A 17,207-nucleotide genomic window follows, 5' to 3' on the forward strand; every position below is an offset into this window, starting at 1 on the left:
ATGAAAAACAAAACAACTTATTCTTCGCGAAGTACGTAACCCATTCCAGACTTGGTTTTGATGAGCTTAGGCTCAAAATCTTTATCAATTTTCTTTCTTAAGAAATTGATATAAACCTCAATCACGTTTAGGCTTTTTCCTGGGTTTTGGTCCCAAATAGCTTCGGCAATCTCTTCTTTTGAAACCACCTTACCTTTATTTAAGATAAGGTATTCTAAAAGTCCAAACTCCTTTGGCGTCAGCTGAATAGCTTGGTCTCCGCGATAAACTAATTTTTCGTCTAAATCTACTTTTAAATCTGCTACAATAAGCTCATTTGAGATTATTTCAGAAACGGGCGAACTCCTTTTAAGTAAGGCATTAATTCTGGCTACCAGCTCTCTAAAATCAAAAGGTTTAACGAGATAATCGTCGGCTCCTTTATCAAATCCTTCAATTTTGTCATCGGTTTCACCTAAAGCTGTAAGCATCAAAATAGGTGTTTCTAAGCCCGCTCCTCTAATGCCTTCAGTGACTTGATAACCGTTTAATTCAGGAAGGTTAAGGTCAAGTAAAAAAAGGTCAAAAGTATTAGCTAGAGCTAGTTTAAGAGCTATTTTACCATCAAAAGCAATAGTAGTTTCAAAGTCTAATTCTTCTAGCCCTTTACTAATAGTACGGGCTATTCGTTCGTCGTCTTCTACTATTAAAATACTTTTTTTCACTTTCTAAGATTCAATATTTGCTGGAAAACCCAAGCGAATGAAAATACCAAGATACAGCCTATTGGGTTTAACCAAAGGTAGGCTACTAATTCGAATTTCCAAATGAGAATAATTAGAACCTGCGAAATTACGGCACTATAAAAGATGGCCTGTCCACCAATTTTTTTGTAATAAAATGCTACCAAGAATATACCAAGAATAATTCCGTAGAACCATGAACCTAGTACATTTACCAGTTCAATCATACTGCTCCCCAGTTTATTGGCAAAGAAGGCAACTATGATACAGAATATGGCCCAGAAAACGGTGATAAGCTTAGATATCATCAATTCTTTAGACTCGGAATGGTCCCAAGACTTTCTTTTCTTAAGTACATCTATTACTGTACAAGCTGCCAAGGAATTATAGGCAGAAGCCACCGAACCCATGGATGCAGAAAATATAACGGCTATTAATAGACCAATAAAACCGTGAGGCAAATGGTCTAAAATGAATCGGATGAAAATGTAGTTTATATCGCCAGCATCTCCTTCTGGGTTATTCTTTTTTATCAAATCACTTACTTTCGCTTTTAAGGCTTTGAATTTATCTTCTCCTATTTGGATTGCCTCTTGTGCTGCTGAAATTTGAACTTCATCTTCCGACTGAATGGCCTCATGAAGTTTATAAATCTCAACTTTTTTGATTTCAGCGTTAGCTTTGTGCTTTAACTCTAAAGCTCTGTATTCATTGGCATACTGGCTATCTAGTAATTTGTCTGTTTCTACCTGATTAAAGAAAAGAGGAGAGGTGTTGAATTGATAAAAGACAAACACTAAAACACCAATAAATAGAATACCGAACTGCATTGGTATTTTCAATAGACCATTGAAAAGCAAGCCAAGCCTGCTTTGTGTGGTATCTTTTGCTGTCAAATAACGTCCAACCTGCGATTGGTCTGTACCGAAATAGGAGAGCTGTAAAAAGAAACCAGCCAAAATACCTGACCAAACGTTATATTTTTCTTTAGGATTAAATTCTAGATTGATAAGGTTTACCTTCCCTGCCTTTCCTGCTACTTTGACTGCGTCAATAACTCCAATATCAGCAGGTAAGAGCTGAACCACCATAATACCCGCAAAAACCATGGCTGCGGTCACAATAATCATTTGCTGAATGTGGGTATGCGAAATAGCTTTAGTTCCGCCTATTAAAGTATAGGTCAACACCGTTCCACCCATAAATGCATTGGTCCAGAAAATATCCCAACCAAAAATGGTAGAAAGAATAATGGAAGGAGCATAAATGGAAATACCGGTAGAAAGTCCTCGCTGAACTAGAAATAGCATAGCGGTAAACACTCTAACCCTGCCATCAAATCGACCTTCTAAGTATTCGTATGCGGTAAAAACCTTTAATCTATTGAAAATAGGAATAAAAGTAATGCTCAAAACCACCATGGCTAAGGGCAAACCGAAATAGAACTGAATAAAGCCCATGCCATCTGTAAAAGCTTGCCCAGGGGCTGATAAAAACGTAATGGCACTGGCCTGTGTAGCCATTACAGAAAGGCCCACATTATACCAGGGAAGCGATTTATTTCCTAAGAAAAAGCCATCGAGGTTAGTGTTTTTCCTGTTTTTGAAAATACCATATAGGATAATAAATGCCAGCGTGGCAGAAAGAAAAATCCAATCTAAAGTACTCATGAGAAGGTTTTAGTCAGAAAATAAAAAAGCACAATTAGAAAAAAAAGAACACCTATTACAAGCATGTAGAGGTTTTTCCAAGAACCTAGAATAGGAGGTTTTTTATCTGGCATTTTATTTATTTTTCGATAGGGTTGATAGCATACCGGAAACCTGAGGAAGTAAATTACTGGAAGGGTAACTTCTCATGAAATCCATTAAAGCTATTCGGTAATTAGTGGTTTTGTCAGTTTTTGCTAGAAGCATTATTCGAAGCATGGCAAATTTGTCTTCCAAACTTGTTCCAGTGTAATCGTATAATCCTTTTTCTGCTTTTTCTAAAGCCGCCGCCACATTACCATTTTTAAATTCTGCATATAAGACTGCGTAATCACGCTCAGCGTTGCTTTCTGTGTCAGCATTTATTTCTACAGACCCTCTCTTTAGCTGTCTTGCGTAGGTAGAAAGCGGAAATTTGGAGATTAAAGCGGTTTTATAAGGATTGGTATTTTTATTATCCGCCATTAAAGCTAGGAAGTAAAGTACCTCTTGCTCATAATCTGTATTTGGGAATTTCTGAAGTAAGGTGGTAAAAGTTTTTTGAGCGTTGTCTATCTCATTAAACTGCAGCCTATAAATCTTTCCTAACTGGTAATATGCTTCTTCTTGACGTCTTTTTGACTGAGCTAATTTCTGAGGTGTATCTGGTATTTTAGATAACATGGCCTGTTTCTGACTTTCTAACTCAGCCATTTTTCTAGCCTGCTCTTTCTCGTTTAAAGCCGCTTCTTGATCTACTTCTACATCATCTTGTCCTACTATTCCTTTTTCTATTTTGAAGCTAATGCTGCCTATTTCTTTGTGTCTTCTTCGCCAGTCATCTTCTAAAGGTCTATCGCCCCAAGTTCTAATAAAAGTTGCTCTTGACCTTGTGAGCGATACTTGGTCGTAGAAAAACCACTTGTTTGGGTTAGAAGAACCTGAGTTTCCAGAAATAGCTTTATTGCTTTGCTCTTGGGCAAGTTTCTCTGCTTCTATTGACAGTCTTAGTTTCTCCTCTTCTTCTTCTTTAAGCATCTTCTCCACCTTACTTTCTAAAGCCAGTGGATTCATCACCGCAAGAGCCTGAAGGCTGTCTTCCATATGAAGTACGTTCTGATATTTGACAAAGTCGGCCAGTGAATTAGCCTTTTCTGAAATTTCCTTAAAATTGAGCGAACGCTCGTTCATATTAAATAACGTACTGTCATAATACTTGCTAGCCATTTCGTATTGCTGAAGCTTACTGTAGTATATTTCCGCTATTTGAAGATAGGCACCTGCCTTTTGAGTTTTGTTTGTAGCTAGTTGAATTGACTTTGAATAATCTTTAATGGCACTTTGGTAATTACCATTTTCAGCCTTTGACTCCGCCATTTTGAAGTAGATTTTGTCTTTTAAATCTACGTTCTTTCTGTCTTCCAGCATTTTTAAGAAATTGGCGTTGGCATTAGCCCCTAAACTACTACCAAGCATAAGAAGCTCAATACCAGCGTTAAACTCTAGGTCATAAGTAGGTTTGTTTTTAACTACGGCTTTCCAGTTTTTTCTGGCCAAAGAACCTCGCTGTAAATCAGCGTAAAGTTGTCCAACTATAAAATGGGCTCTAGCTTTTCGGGTAGACTTTTTCATGGTCTTTAAAGCTTCTTCTAAAAAGACTGCTGCCAATGCCATTTCACCTTTTTGCTGGTGGAAAGCTGCTTTAACTTCAAAAAAATCGGCTTTATCTTTCTTTGAAAGGTCTAAACCTACTATTGCTTTTGATACTTCATCGGTTTTGTTAAGGTCGCCGGTCTCTAAATACGTCCGCATTAACCATATCAAAGCCTTATTTCGATACTCCTCCGATTTATGATTCGAATTAACATATTTAAAAACCTCAGAAGCGTTAATAAAATCACCTTTGAAAAGCCTCGCTTTACCAAGCAAAAGGTAAGAGCCGTCTAAGTATTTTGAGTTGGAGTGCCTTTCTGCCACCAAAGATGTCAACCTAATAACTTCATCCAACTCTGGTTTTGAAACCATGGTTTCGTTAGAGTCAATTCGGTAAAGAATAGGTAGGGGAGCCGTAAAATCTTCTATTCTGGAAGAATCAATCTTGTGTATAGCCCAATCAAAGTAATCATTGGCATCAATGGACGCATTAAATTTGGCATTCATATTATGCCAAGCTTTGCTGGTGGGGGAATTACTAAACTGCGAACATGAAAGAGCAGTTAGTGCTACACAAAATACGAGAATTAGTTTTCTCAAGCTAAAGTCAATTTTTAGTAAAAACGCTTATTTCAAATCAAAATTATCCATTTTAATGCCAATTAAGAGAGAATGTTGGATTAAAATCTATTTGGGGCAGCTGGGCTTATCAAAAAGGCAATGTTTTTAGAGCCTTTAAAGCCGAATTATAACCAGTTTCAAACATCTTATCGGCGTTTTTTAACTTAAAACCGTCAAACTTCATAATACCTTCTGGCTCAATGGTCAGGTCGGCTTGCAAACTTTTTTGACGTGTTTGATTATCTACAGAAATATAAACAGACTTAAGCACCACATCTTTAAAAGACCTTACGGGTAATCTTTTGATAAAAGGGGTGACATTTACCGCAATTTTAAAATCAGTATTTTCTAGAGGTTCCAGAGGTAAATTATTACTAAGTCCACCATCAAAAAACTGGTCGCCATTAATAATAATAGGCTTAAATGCCACTGGAATAGCCACGGAAGCTAGTAATGGTCTAATGAGTTCTCCTTCTGAAAAGTAATTTGGCTCACCCTTGCTCATATTTGTGGCACAAACGGAAATTGGGACTTTTAAAGCCTCAAAGGAATCATGAGGCAGAAGTTCTCTTAATACTTTTTCTGTATTCTTAAGATTCATTAATCCCATTCTGCCCGGAGAGAATCTCAAATAACGCCACAGGCTTTTTTTTAGAATATACTCCTGAATAAAGTGAGGTTTATGGCCTTCAGCGTATAATGCTGCCGCAAAAGCTCCTGCACTAGAGCCTGAAAGCATAGCAATAGGTATATTTAACTCATCAAAGGCTTGTAAAACGCCTAAATGAGCAAATCCTCTGGCACCACCACCAGAAAGGCATAAACCTATCTTTTTATGACTCATTAGAAATATTCGCTTATGGTTCCTAAGTAATCAGGTTTAAAACCCTTTTCGGTTTCTTTGATGCTTGCCACTTCATAAAATGGGTCGTGGTCAAAATATGCCAACCAGTTTTCGTCTGCAATTCTTTTGAGCAAACTAGCTTTCTCTTTCATAGTTTCTAAGGGTCTTACATCATATCCCATAACCCATGGCACATGAATATGAGCATGGGAAGGAACGGTATCTGCTATAAAAACCACTTTCTGTCCTTTAATATTGACCACTGGCATAATCATTTTTTCTGTATGGCCATCGGCATATAAAAACTCGTAATCATTGCTAAAGGCTTCAGGGTTTTTATCAATAAAGTTTAAATGCCCTAGCTCTTGAATGGGTTTTAAGTTCTCCTCCAAAAAGGTAGCTGCTTCTCTTGCGTTTGGATTCATAGCCCAATCCCAATGAGATGAGTGTGTCCAATACTTTGCGTTTGGGAAAGTTAATTTCAATTTATCTTTAGAGCTGTTCCATTTGACCGCACCACCTGCGTGGTCAAAATGTAAATGACTTAGAATAACATCCGTAATTTGGTCTTCATGAAATCCTTTAGCTCTGATAGAGCGAATTAAGTCACCTTCACCATGTCTGTAATAATAAGAAAGCCACTTTTCAGGTTGTTTATCTCCCATACCTGTATCTACCAAGGTCAACCTTTTGCCATCTTCTATAAGCAAACAACGCATTTTCCAACTACAAAGATTGATATCATCTGCAGGTACTTTTTTAGACCAAAGCGTTTTTGGAACAACGCCAAACATGGCACCTCCGTCTAGTTTGAAGTTTCCAGCATCTATTACATGTAAATTCATAGGTCAAATTTAAAAAAATAAAGCCGCCGAAAGGCAGCCTATTTCTATAATTCATTTTATCTGGAATAGTTTATTTGCGTCTAAACTTAATTACTCAAGCATTCTGACTGCAGATAATTAACATCCATCCATAAACCTCCATTTTGGCATTCTACGCCGTTTGCACTTAAATATCCTGTGGCTTGCCCACTTCTGTTACCAGATGCACAACATAAAATTAGTGGCATAGGCAATTGTTTGATTTCTTCTAGCCTTGATGGAACTTCGTTCAAGGGGATATTTTTAGAACCAGCTACATGGCCGCCCTGATATTCTCCTATTGTTCTTACGTCTACTATTGTTCCTAAATTGTTTTTTATGAGTTCTTTAACTGTCATGATATTTGTATTTGATTCATTACAAATGTAGCAGCTCTTAGTCCTTTATTTTGTGAGAGAAGTCACGTAGCCTAATTACTGTAAGGCAATTAAGTATTTTAATCAATGAAATTATGCTTTAGCAAAGAGGGATGACCTAATATAAACTAAACCCAACGAAATAAACCAATGTGTTAGCCATATTAGGTAGTATTTAAAGACTCAATTCCGCAGCCACTTTGACGCCAAATTTGCGAGTATTACCGCCCTCAAGATAGGTTAATCTATGTACAGCTTCTACTTTCAGAAACCTAAAGATATTACTAATACCATAACTTAACTCTGTATAAGGGACAGATGCGTCAAGCCTTTTTATAGGCAGAAAACCTTCTTCGGTGTTTTGATTGGCATTATTAAAATTGGCATTACTAAGAGAGCCCATTAAAAATTTCCCGCTAGCGAAAGTCCTTAATTTTAACTTTTTGACCAAAGGAAATCTGTTAAAGAACAGGCCCTCAAAATCATGATAAAAGCGGGCATAAGCATATTGGTCGCTCAAAAACTCTGAGTTATTCATTAAGTTAAATGAATTAGAAACGGAGATAATTGTCTCGTTTCCTAGGTGATTTTTTAATAAGGGGTAGGGTAAATCGCCAAATATTTTACCCGCTTCTACTCGGTAATACGTTTTACCGAAATAGCCAAAATTCAATTTATGTTTGTATCGTAAAGCTAGAGAATGGTAGCTGAAATCACTTCCTAGTACATCTTTTAGGCCTAATTTATAAGCAAGTGTGACTGTGGGAGATTTAACGGTACCAAAATCCAATTTGTCATTATCACTCACCACAGAGAGCTGGTCTCTTGCAAAGGTTAGTTCTGTGTTAATACTGGATGTGATAAAATCATGCTGAACACTATTGTTATCCGCTCCATTTGGAGTGAATGAGAAGTTATAAAGAGGTTCAAAGGTTTTATTTTCAAAACCAATTTTGGCGGTTACTCCTTTAGATATATCTCTTTGAAAAGTAAGATTAGCTTTGCTCTGGTAATAAGGTCTGAATAAGGTACCAAACCAAACTGCTGCACCATATAAGGTGCTGGAGCCTATTTCTTCTGGACTAAAGCCGACTTGTTCTAAATCTCGCTGATACCCTACATTTAAGGTAGTCCAGGGACTTTTTGAGAAAATATGGGTTACATCAGTTCCACCTTTCCAGCCTTTGTCTTTAAACCCATAGGCTGTAAATGCTTTCAGCACCCATTTATTGCTAAAGTCTATGTCTGTTCTAAAACCCAATAGTAGTCTTAAACCTTCTAAATCATTAAGACCAAAAGTTTTGACTATGGGTCCAAAATCAATGCCTTTAGTCAGGTTAATATGACCAGAACTTGCAATATCTATCAATGATGATATCCTTTTCACCACGGGCACAGCTTTAATGCTGTCAATCATCATGTAAGCCTTTTTTTCATCTTGGCTAAAGGGTTCAGGCCTTACAGACTGCCAATAATCCACGTCTCTTTCTAAGTAGTCATCAGAAAGCTGGATAGCTCCTGATTTGAAAAAGTTTAAATCTCTGGGAGCGTTTATTTTTATGCTGTCATTGTAATTAGTGAATTTAAGAAGCAGGCCGGGTGATTTAGCCGTGATTTCAGAAACATCAACTACCACTCTGTTTTTGGTAGGGAAGTAAACATCATCTACCGCTTCTAATTCCTGCTGGATTTTTATTCTTTCTACAAAGTTTAGGTTCGCGTCTTTGGTAATGGTGGCATCTATCATAGCTAAGGCACTTTTATCCTTGCTAATCCACATCCAACCTGTAAATACCAAATCCTGTTTTCTTTTAGGTTCAAACTGGATTTCGTAGAAATAGTCCCCTTTTTCTACTTCAAAACTGTCTACCAAGAAATATTCGTAAGCCGATTTCCAATCATTCCCAATAGGTGAGGTGAAGTTTTTCTGTAAAACGTTGATTTGATTATCGTAGAAATTATACTGCTGAAAAGTAGAACCTATCAGCTGTGAGGTCAAACTACCATCTGTAACTGCTATTCCCTTTACGTTTGTCTTACGAATTACTTCTTTTGATAATCTGGGTTTGTTTAAAAAATAATAGTCAGAAATAGATTCTGAGATAAACATAGGCATTAGTTTCCCACCTTCATCATCTGTAAGTGTTCCTACAGACTCTATAGCTTCATTAATTTTTTGAGTGATTTTTCGCTTCTCTAGCTTCGGATTGACATTATTGACATCCACTTCGATTTTGTTATAGCTTTGATGTTCGTAGCCATCCAGTTTTTTGAAATTGCTTTCATCTCTGTTTGCTACTACTTTTCTTAAGATTTTCCATGCAGGGTTTTCACCGCCTCTTACCACTACTTCAGCGAGTTGAATGGTACCTGGATTCACTTTGACCGTAAGGAACTGCTTATTTACAAACAAACCAGTAGAATCCTTCTCAAGCCCCACAACTTTGGTCTCGTACCCCATGCTGCTAACCATGATAGAGTCAGGAGCCATGTCTTCAAAGTTTAATGTGAAATTTCCCTCGAAATCTGTATTGGTTCCTACATTAAAGCCTTTTAAGCTTACCGTAGCAAATGGTACTGGGTCTTCCGTAATACTATCAAATACTTTTCCTTTTACAACAAAGTTTTGCCCAAATGCATTAAAACAAAGGAAATAAAATAGGGCGATAAGGTATAATGGCCTTTTCAATTCTGGTTAGTTTGTGAACTATAATGAAACACGAACTAAACGCATGTATCAACCTATTAGTTTTGATTTGGCACTCTCAATATCAAAATAATTTATAAACGGAAAGAAAGTAGAAACAAACGGTTAAAGAATTAGATTTTTCTTGTTTCAACGTCAAGGTTTTCTAAATTTAATACACCTCTGGGGCATACTGCCGAACAGATTCCACAACCTACGCAAGAAGATCTTACGATGTCTTGACCACGCTGAGCATAGGCTTTAACATCAATTCCTTGCTCACAGTAGGTTGAGCAATTTCCACATGAGATACATTGACCGCCATTGGTGGTTATTCTAAATCTACTTTTAAAACGTTGTACCAATCCTAAATAAGCTGCCAAAGGGCAACCAAACCTACACCAAACTCTATTACCCAAGATAGGATAGAAGCCTGTACCTACCACACCAGAGAATATAGAGCCTATACCAAAACCATAATAATAGCGTAGTGTTCCTGTATCTAAAACTCCCATTACTTTAGGTTCACCTGTAAAGTAGGTGTACAAGACGCCGGCTGTCATAACTATAGCCAACACAATAACAATGTGTATGGAATACCTTTCAAATTTCCATGCCTTTACGGACTTGTCAGATAGTTGACGGAAAGGGTCGCCTAAAGTTTCTGCCAAACCACCGCAACCGCATACCCAGCTACAATACCATCTTTTACCAAAGAAATAGGTTAATACAGGTACGCCTACCGCAAAGAGTACAATGCCCCAAACAAACATAAATGTACCTAAAGTACCTGCTTCTATTTTCTGGTCAATTCGGTAATCAAAGAAGAAAGAATAGTCTAATGGCCACATATTCTTCAAATCGGCCGAAGGCATATTAAGTTTTGTCAAAATTTCAGGAATCATAAAAGCAAAAATCAGCTGAAAGAACATCACAGAGCCAGTTCTCACCATTTGATACTTATTATGACGGTATTTAATAAGCATTCTGATACCCATGGTTAATACCGCTACGGTGTATAGAAAACCATATAAAAACCACTGACTTGCCAGCCCACCATTCATTACTTTGCTTAATGGGTCTAAAACTATAAGCCAGTTGATAATATACTGCGGGAAAAAGTAAAGCAATATGTAGAAGGAGATAAGCAATGAGCCAAGAATAATTCCTAAAACCTTTCCTCTATTGACGGGATGGTGAAAAATACCGTCATTTTTAATTCCTGGTAGTTTTTTGAGGTCAGGTAAAATGAATAATAGCGTCCCTAAAATGAGTAAGCCAAAAACGATGAAGAAAATGAGTGTATTGTTTTGAGAGACAAAACCGACCCCTGACGCTTTGGTAAGAGCCATTTGATAAGAGTTAGAGATTTTCAAGTCTCCTTTTCCTTCGGCCTCTAAAGCCTTATTCACTTCTGTTTCGGCAGCGGTAATTTGATTGGTAAAAGAAAAAACGTTTGATGATTTTGACTCAAATGCTGAAGCTAGTTTTTCTTTTAGAAGAAAACGATGCTCGCTGGCAACTGTTTCGTTAAAAGTAGCTTCATTGAGCTGAAAGCTATTGCTAAATAAAACACCTATCCAAAGCACTAAAGCACTAAGAATGATAACCGTTCCTATATTTTTTATCTGATTGATGTTCATTTGTCTTAGTTAAATAATTTTGAGAAAAAGCTTTTCTTAGGGGATTTTTGCTTTAAATCTGTGCCGTAAGTAGTGTTATAGTGAGATATAATATCTTGTTCGTAGCTAGCGAAGAATTCTGGGTCAAAATTGGCCTTTGATAAGTCTACCAATATGTCTTCTACACTTATATTGTTCGAGAGCCATTTGTCCCAAACTTCATGTCGCATTCTAATTCCAAAGGTGTTTACACCGATAATTGATTTATTAGTTTTATTGAAGTTCAATCTAACCAGAATGTTCTTTTCAGGATGTTTCCAGAAAAAACTCTCAGTATTTTTATCAGGATTTGCCAGCACAGTTCCATAGGTTTGATATTCTATATCTAAAAACTTGGCAGAGTTGTAAAATACGCCTGGTTCATATTTTGTAGGCTCAGAACATATAGTTTTGGCCAAAGTTTCACCCATTATCTTACCTGTATACCAGATTTGCTCCGTTGGTCTTCTTCCGGGAGGTGGATTTTTATGTTGGCAGCAGTCGCCAATAGCATAAACGTCTTTGATATTGGTTTCTAAAAATTCATTTACCAGTATTCCTCTGTCAATCTCTAAACCCGTTTCTTTTAAGAAACCTACATTTGCGTGTACACCAACGGTAAGGCCTACAAATTGACAATCGATAATTTCTCCGCTCTTAGATTTTAATCCTTTAACAGAACCACTTCCGTCATCTAAAATCTCATCAAGTTCAGATTCTAGCCTTAAATCAATGTGGTGCTCCTTAATATGTTTATTGAGCATTTGAGATTCTGCCGCTGGTAAAACGCCATTCCAAAAAGAAGATTCCCTAACCAGCATGGTTACCTCTTTATCTCTAGACTTTAGCATCTCGGCTAATTCCAAGCCTATCAAACCACCACCAATTATAACGGCATGCTCTATTTTGGGAGATAACTCTTCCAGTTTCTCTAAGTCTTGCATGGAATAAAGCCCTTGAACACCATTTAAGTCTTGCCCTGGCCATCCAAATTTATTAGGAGCAGAACCGGTGGCAATAATTAGTTTGTCATAAGTAAGCTCTCCAGAATTGTTTGAAAAGCTTAAGGTTTTGCTATCAAAATCAATGGCATCCACGTGATTAAAAACGAGGCCAATCCTGTTCTTTTCCCAAAACCAATCTTCATAACCTTTGGTGTTTTCATATTTCATGTGTCCCATGTAAATGTACATGAGGGCTGTTCTAGAATAGAAATGCTCGGTTTCTGATGAAATGACGGATATCTTATGGTCAGACAGTTTTCTAATGTGTCTAGCAGCGGTAATACCACTTATTCCGTTTCCGATGATGGCTATATGCATTGAATAATTTGTTGGCGTTGACTAAAATACGAGGAATGCCCAAAAAGGGTTTGGGTTAATCAAAATTCCCAGAGAAAGATTGATTACAAGATAAAAAGAAAGCCCAAGAACTTATGTTCTTAGGCTTTTAAAAGAGTAATTCTTTGAAAAAGAATTTACTTAATGTACTTAAAGTCTTGACCCGCTTCTAATTTTAGAAGTAGCTCATAAAACAAATCTATACAAGTCTGGACATCCTCTTTTGCTACTGTTTCTACCGTAGTATGCATGTACTTTAAAGGAAGTGACATTAAGGCCGATGGAACACCTTCGCCAGAATAAGCAAAGGCATCAGTATCTGTACCTGTAGAGCGGCTTGTAGCCTGACGCTGGATAGGAATACCCTTTTCTTCAGCCGTATCAATAATGAAGTTAAGAAGGTTATTTTGAACTGCAGGACCATAACAAACCGTTGGACCTTTACCACAAGCTACATCACCAGACTTCTTTTTGTCATACATTGGCGACTGTGTATCATGCGTAACATCAGTAACAATAGCCACATCAGGTTTTAGCTTTCTGCTAATCATTTCTGCACCTCTCAGACCAATTTCTTCTTGAACGGCATTGACAATGTACAGCGTAAATGGAAGCTTAACTTTGTTTTCGTGCAGTTTACGAGCCACTTCAGCTATCATATAGCCGCCCATTCTATTATCCAAAGCTCTTCCTGTGTAATATTTGTCGTTTAGCTCAGTTAAGCCATCTTCAAACGTAATAACCGTACCTACGTGAATACCCATTTCCGCTACTTCCACATCGGTAGAAGCTCCCACATCAATGAAAATATTCTTTAAAGATGGTGCTTCTTCTTTTTGTCCATTTCTTACGTGAATTGCAGGCCAGCCAAAGATACCCTTAACTATTCCGTTTTTACGTGTATGAAGGTTTACACGCATTGAAGGGGCAATTTGATGGTCAGAACCACCATTTCTTATTACATAAATATATCCTTCTGGCGTAATATAATTTACAAACCAAGATATCTCATCAGCATGTGCTTCTATAGCCACGCTGTAATCTTGCCCCGGATTTATAACGCCTACAGCTGTGCCGTAATTATCAATGATAGTTTCGTCAATGAAAGGTCTGATGTAGTCTAACCAAATTTGCTGTCCTGGGTATTCAAAACCTGTAGGGGAAGCATTATTTAGGTATTTGTAAAGAAATTCTATGTTTTTCTCCATTTGATATTAATTTGGATATGTGTATGAAAGCAAAAATAGGGTTTGACTTTCTAGGAAGAAAACCAAACCCTATTTAATATTTTGTTTAAAAAGACCGTTTAGATAATCGACTACGATTTACTATATCTTTTCTTCAAAGCTCAAACTCGCAGAATTAAGACAATGTCTCATTCCGGTAGGTTTAGGGCCGTCATTGAAAACATGACCTAAATGTGATTCACATCTGGCACATACTACCTCTATTCTTACCATTCCTAAAGAAACGTCCCTAACCTCTTTTACATTACATGGGTCTATGGCCTCATAAAAGGAAGGCCATCCTGTACCAGATTTAAATTTAGTTTCAGAAGAGTAAAGTGGTAGGTCACAGCCTATACATTTATAGATGCCGTCTTTCTTGTTATCCCAATAAATGCCTGTAAAAGCACGCTCGGTTCCAGATTTACGAGCAACCTTATATTGCATGTCTGTCAACTGAGCTTTCCACTCCTTATCCTTCTTTGTTATTTTTTCAATGTTACAATCTTTGTCATCTGACACGTTTTTTTGAGCGGAAGATGAACAGCTGAAAGTACCTAAAGCCAATAATACCAGAATTAAATTTTTCATATTTTCATAATTTTATTACACATACGAAATTGCTGAGTAGGAGGTTTAATGAAAAGGCAAATAGCACCGAGAAATTACTTCTTAGGCTTTCTTAAATCACGAGCTTTAATTGTATAATTCCATCTATCTGCTCCTGTGTTGTCAATGATGTTTATTTTCAAAACACGGTCAGTTCTTTCGCCAGCTACTTCTAAGATGCCGAAATTCTGAAGGTCTTCTACAATGGTATTTGGGATTAAATCTTCATCAGTTCTTTCAATATCCATTGGTTTAGCCATGCCAGAAGTTAAAGAAGAAACTGTCAAATCATAAATAGGGTAGGTGCCTTCTCTGTCCATTTTTCTTAATGAAGTATGGTGCCTGTCACCCGTTATAAAAATCACACCGCTGATATTATTATGTTCTATAGCGTCTAACAATTTCTTGTGCTCAACTGGAAATACAGACATATTTTCAAAAAGGGCATTTTTGTTGACTACCTGTCCGCCAGTTACTACAAATTTGAAAGGTGCTCTACTATTAGTTAAAGCATCAATAAGCCAGTTTAATTGTTTCTCGCCAAAGTAATCTTTTGAGTCATCATTTAAATAATTTGGAGCTCTGAAAGAGCGATTGTCCATCATAAAGAATTGAACATCTTCCCACATGAAAGTTCCCGTAACTGATTCTCCAGGGAATATATAATTAGGATTTCCCCAGTTTTGCTCAAAAGCATCTAAAGTCCAAGACTTACCCCAATAAGACCTATCAGCATCATTTGGTCCATAATCATGGTCGTCTAGTGTAGCGTAGTGGTGTGTGTTAGCAAATAGTTTTTGAAGCTCTGGTTGTCTCTTAAAGTCAATGTATCTTTTAAAAACACCACTTCTTGTTCCAAAATCAACTTCTCTTAAATAGATATTGTCTCCACCCCAAACCATAAAATTTGGCTTGGCTTCATATATTTTATTGAAAATGTCGAAAGTATAACCATAGCCACGCCCAGGTCTGTCAAATTCAGGTTCGTTAGTATAAACACAGCTTCCTACCGCAAATTTAAATGCAGGTGGGTCTGTTCTATACTGCCATAGTGTTTGACTTTGAAACTCTAGCGGGTAATCAAAAGTTTGGGTTTTACCATTGACTACTAATTCGTATTCATATTTATTGCCTGGTAAAACATCGTCTGCAATTGCTTTAGCTATAAAATAGTTGTCTTTTTTCGTCACTATTGGCTCTGTAGAAAACTTGGTGCCATCACCGCCTTTCACCCAATAGTTGTATTTAACCACTGCCGATTTTTCTGTTTGCACCCACAGCATTACTTCACGCATTTCGGAATATCCAAGCATTGGCCCAGCCACAATTTGGCCAAAGGAATTTAGTACAGAGCAGAGAAGAAGAAAGGGGAGAAGTCTTTTTAACATTATGATTTTAGTTTAATTACGATGATTTAAAGTATTTCGTGACCTTAAAACGGTCAAAAGAACGGTTTTGAAAATGTAATTCAAAGTTAAAACATATAGCCTAACAGTTTTCAATGCTTTCCATATCTTTGCCAAAATTTAATTTCAAGGCACATTGATTACTACAGAAAACGGTATTTATACCATTCAGAATCGTCAACCAAATGAGTTGATTAAAGAATTTGGGTCTCCATTATATGTTTATGATGGAAATAAAATAGAAGAACAAGTCTCAAAAATGAGAAATGCTTTTGATGGTGTATCCGTCAAATTAAAGTATGCTTGTAAGGCTTTGACCAATATCAATATTTTGAAGTTGATGCTTAAGAATGGTGTCGACATTGATGTAGTATCTATTGAGGAGATTGAATTGGCTTTAAAAGCCGGTTATGAACCAAATCAAATTCAATATACTCCCAGTGGTGTGGCTTTCTCTGAAATTGAAGAAGCATTAAAACTAGGCATCCGCCTGAATGTTGATAGTCTTAATTTATTAGAAGAGTATGGTCAAAAATATGGCAATGCTCACCCAATAGCGATTCGCATAAATCCTGCAATAATGGCAGGAGGAAACATTAAGATTTCTACGGGTCATGCCGATTCTAAGTTTGGAATTCCAATTCAACATATTGATAGAGTTATTGAATTGGTTAAAACGTATGATTTAAGAATAGTTGGGCTTCATCAGCATAATGGTTCTGACTTTAAAGATGGTTCTGTGATAGTAAAGGCCATGAAAAAGTCTTTTGAACTAGCAGAACAGCATTTTCCGAACCTTGAGTTTATAGACATGGGTTCTGGATTTAAAGTAGCTTACCACGATGAAGATGTCATAACCGACATTAACGAGATTGGAAAGGAAGTAGTGAGCGAGTTCGCTGCTTTTGAAAAGAGATATGGCAAAAAAGTGCAACTTTGGTTTGAGCCAGGGAAGTATTTGGTAAGCGAAAGCGGAACATTCTTAATGACCTGTAATGTGGTTAAACATAACCCTGCAAGAAATTTTGTTCATGTAGATTCTGGCCTTAATCACCTGATTAGACCAATGATGTATGACGCTTTTCAAGAAATATTGAATGTGAGTAATACAGATACATCTAAACTGGAAACGTATGATGTAGTTGGTTATATTTGTGAAACAGACACTTTAGGAAAAGACAGAACATTGCCCGTGGTAAGTCCTGGTGATATTATAGCGATGAAAAATGCAGGAGCCTATTGTTTTAGCATGGCATCAAATTATAATTCACGTGTTCGTCCTGCCGAAGTGTTAATTTACAATGAAAAGACTCATCTAATCAGAGAAAGAGAGACTTTCGAAGATATTTTGAGGCATCAGATAGAGGTGGAGTTAGTCTAGATGCTGGATGCACGATGATGGAGTTTGTTGATTATTGAACACCTTAATCTTCTGACATCAGGCACCCAACATCTGGGAAACGTTCAAATGTTATTAGGAATAGAGATTTTTTTAAAAGTATTCAACCAAA

General features: G+C 37.0%; 13 protein-coding genes. 1 reads left to right on the forward strand and 12 read right to left on the reverse strand.

Annotation, left to right across the window (positions count from 1 at the left end; genetic code table 11):
* Positions 1-17 precede the first annotated feature (17 nt).
* The 12 genes from AC0L6O_RS12035 to AC0L6O_RS12090 form a co-directional block, all read right to left on the reverse strand.
* Complete coding sequence (locus AC0L6O_RS12035; protein ID WP_473302641.1) at positions 18-704, reverse strand: response regulator transcription factor; 687 nt, start codon at positions 702-704, stop codon at positions 18-20.
* Entirely contained in the window at positions 701-2,392 is a 1,692-nt protein-coding gene (locus AC0L6O_RS12040; RefSeq protein WP_473302643.1) for a sodium:solute symporter family protein, read from the reverse strand. The genes AC0L6O_RS12035 and AC0L6O_RS12040 overlap by 4 nt, the downstream gene beginning before the upstream one ends.
* A 114-nt stretch (positions 2,393-2,506) precedes the next feature.
* Complete coding sequence (gene porW / locus AC0L6O_RS12045) at positions 2,507-4,663, reverse strand: type IX secretion system periplasmic lipoprotein PorW/SprE (protein ID WP_473302644.1); 2,157 nt, start codon at positions 4,661-4,663, stop codon at positions 2,507-2,509.
* Between the two features lie 109 nt (positions 4,664-4,772).
* Positions 4,773-5,528: a patatin-like phospholipase family protein gene (locus AC0L6O_RS12050; protein WP_473302645.1), complete on the reverse strand. Its 756-nt coding sequence runs from the start codon at positions 5,526-5,528 to the stop codon at positions 4,773-4,775.
* Positions 5,528-6,373: an MBL fold metallo-hydrolase gene (locus AC0L6O_RS12055; RefSeq protein WP_473302646.1), complete on the reverse strand. Its 846-nt coding sequence runs from the start codon at positions 6,371-6,373 to the stop codon at positions 5,528-5,530. Before AC0L6O_RS12055 ends, AC0L6O_RS12050 begins: the two co-directional genes overlap by 1 nt.
* Positions 6,374-6,459: 86 nt before the next feature.
* Entirely contained in the window at positions 6,460-6,750 is a 291-nt protein-coding gene (locus AC0L6O_RS12060) for a rhodanese-like domain-containing protein (RefSeq protein ID WP_473302647.1), read from the reverse strand.
* A gap of 193 nt (positions 6,751-6,943) precedes the next feature.
* The gene (locus AC0L6O_RS12065) at positions 6,944-9,457 is read right to left on the reverse strand and encodes a DUF5686 and carboxypeptidase-like regulatory domain-containing protein (RefSeq protein ID WP_473302649.1); all 2,514 of its coding nucleotides are present in this window, start codon (positions 9,455-9,457) and stop codon (positions 6,944-6,946) included.
* Between the two features lie 131 nt (positions 9,458-9,588).
* Positions 9,589-11,097, reverse strand: coding sequence for a 4Fe-4S binding protein (locus AC0L6O_RS12070; RefSeq protein ID WP_473302650.1), 1,509 nt, complete (start codon positions 11,095-11,097; stop codon positions 9,589-9,591).
* Positions 11,098-11,102: 5 nt separating this feature from the next.
* Entirely contained in the window at positions 11,103-12,437 is a 1,335-nt protein-coding gene (locus AC0L6O_RS12075; RefSeq protein WP_473302651.1) for an NAD(P)/FAD-dependent oxidoreductase, read from the reverse strand.
* Positions 12,438-12,592: 155 nt separating this feature from the next.
* Positions 12,593-13,663, reverse strand: a complete 1,071-nt coding sequence (locus AC0L6O_RS12080) for a M42 family metallopeptidase (RefSeq protein ID WP_473302652.1) — start codon at positions 13,661-13,663, stop codon at positions 12,593-12,595.
* A gap of 120 nt (positions 13,664-13,783) precedes the next feature.
* Positions 13,784-14,272, reverse strand: a complete 489-nt coding sequence (gene msrB, locus AC0L6O_RS12085) for a peptide-methionine (R)-S-oxide reductase MsrB (RefSeq protein ID WP_473302653.1) — start codon at positions 14,270-14,272, stop codon at positions 13,784-13,786.
* A gap of 74 nt (positions 14,273-14,346) precedes the next feature.
* A complete protein-coding gene (locus tag AC0L6O_RS12090; protein ID WP_473302655.1) occupies positions 14,347-15,678 on the reverse strand; it encodes an alkaline phosphatase D family protein in 1,332 nt (443 codons plus the stop codon).
* Positions 15,679-15,832: 154 nt separating this feature from the next.
* On the opposite strand from AC0L6O_RS12090, the gene lysA reads away from it, so the two are divergent.
* Complete coding sequence (lysA, locus tag AC0L6O_RS12095; RefSeq protein WP_473302656.1) at positions 15,833-17,077, forward strand: diaminopimelate decarboxylase; 1,245 nt, start codon at positions 15,833-15,835, stop codon at positions 17,075-17,077.
* Positions 17,078-17,207: the final 130 nt, after the last annotated feature.

The organism is Arcticibacterium sp. GJ41-1 (assembly GCF_055808875.1).

Excerpts from the sequence above, each read along its gene's own strand:
- AC0L6O_RS12070 (WP_473302650.1), bottom strand. The coding sequence starts at position 11,097 with ATGAACATCAATCAGATAAAAAATATAGGAACGGTTATCATTCTTAGT.
- msrB (WP_473302653.1), bottom strand. The coding sequence starts at position 14,272 with ATGAAAAATTTAATTCTGGTATTATTGGCTTTAGGTACTTTCAGCTGT.
- AC0L6O_RS12090 (WP_473302655.1), bottom strand. The coding sequence starts at position 15,678 with ATGTTAAAAAGACTTCTCCCCTTTCTTCTTCTCTGCTCTGTACTAAAT.
- AC0L6O_RS12075 (WP_473302651.1), bottom strand. The coding sequence starts at position 12,437 with ATGCATATAGCCATCATCGGAAACGGAATAAGTGGTATTACCGCTGCT.
- AC0L6O_RS12040 (WP_473302643.1), bottom strand. The coding sequence starts at position 2,392 with ATGAGTACTTTAGATTGGATTTTTCTTTCTGCCACGCTGGCATTTATT.
- AC0L6O_RS12050 (WP_473302645.1), bottom strand. The coding sequence starts at position 5,528 with ATGAGTCATAAAAAGATAGGTTTATGCCTTTCTGGTGGTGGTGCCAGA.
- AC0L6O_RS12055 (WP_473302646.1), bottom strand. The coding sequence starts at position 6,373 with ATGAATTTACATGTAATAGATGCTGGAAACTTCAAACTAGACGGAGGT.
- AC0L6O_RS12080 (WP_473302652.1), bottom strand. The coding sequence starts at position 13,663 with ATGGAGAAAAACATAGAATTTCTTTACAAATACCTAAATAATGCTTCC.
- AC0L6O_RS12060 (WP_473302647.1), bottom strand. The coding sequence starts at position 6,750 with ATGACAGTTAAAGAACTCATAAAAAACAATTTAGGAACAATAGTAGAC.